This window comes from Streptomyces sp. A01 (assembly GCF_059026195.1).
In genome coordinates this window covers 1-1,061 of the sequence record NZ_JBWLKN010000098.1, presented here as the reverse complement: position 1 = coordinate 1,061, position 1,061 = coordinate 1, and the positions used below count along the sequence as shown (strand labels likewise).

Sequence of the window (1,061 nt, the reverse complement as noted above, 5' to 3'; positions counted from 1 at the left end):
TGTACTGACCCGTGAGGTTGGGGACGCGGCTGGCGGGTGGTTGGCCTTTCAGCGCGGTGTGTCCGCGGTGATGATTGTAGGTGTGCAGCCATTCGGGGAAGGCGTCGCGTCGTTCCTGCTCTGAGTGGTAGGGGCGGGCGTAGGCCCACTCGTCCAGCAGCGTGCGGTTGAAGCGTTCGACCTTTCCGTTGGTCTGGGGCCGGTAGGGCCGGGTCCGCTTGTGCGTGATCCCGGCCCGGGCCAGCTCGTCGCGCCAGTCGCGTGAGCGGTAGCAGGAACCGTTGTCGGTCAGCACCCGTTCGACGGTGATCCCGGCCTGGCTGAAGAAGGTGTGGGCGCGCTGCCAGAAGCCGGTGGCGGTTTCCTTCTTCTCGTCGGTGAGGATCTCGCTGTAGGCGAGGCGGGAGTGGTCGTCGACGGCGGTGTGCAGGTAGCTGTAGCCCAGGTTGGGGCGGCCGTGGCGGGTGCGGGGCCGGGCGGGGTCGCGGTGTGCGGAGCTGTTGCGGCCTCCTTGGGTCCTGCCGTTGACCTTGTGCCCGCCGCCGTCGGGGATGTTGCCCAGTTTCTTGATGTCGACGTGGATCAGTTCGCCGGGCCGGTCGCGTTCGTAGCGGCGCACGACATGGCCCGTGGCCCGGTCGAGATGGGACAGGCGGGCCAAGCGGTAGCGGGTCAGGACGCGGTGCACGGTCGAGGGCACCAGGCGCAGGAAGTGTGCGATGCGGGCCGGTCCCCATCTGCGCAGCAGCCGGACCTTGATGATCCGTCGCTCGGTGCGGGTGGGAGTGCGGCGGGGACTGTGGTGAGGCCGGCTCGAGCGGTCGGCCAGACCGGCCTCGCCCTTGCGCCGGTAGCGGTCGGCCCATCGCTGGGCCGTGGTGGGCGAGACCTGGAAACGTTCGGCGGCCCGCCGAAGCGGCCAACCCTCCTCGACCACGCAGCGGGCCAGGCGCAGGCGGCCGGTCTCGGTCAGGGGTGCATTACGGTGGGGCACGAGGGCCTTTCGGTCGGTGTAGACGTCGCAATCCACACCGAACCCGGAAGGCCCTCACCTGTTCAAG

Annotated in this window: 1 protein-coding gene; it reads right to left on the bottom strand. The window is 69.6% G+C overall.

The window, feature by feature from the left end:
* On the bottom strand, positions 1 to 994 hold a 994-nt coding region (locus AC5P1B_RS35675; protein ID WP_493892194.1), incomplete at its 3' end, for an IS481 family transposase.
* Positions 995 to 1,061 lie beyond the last annotated feature (67 nt).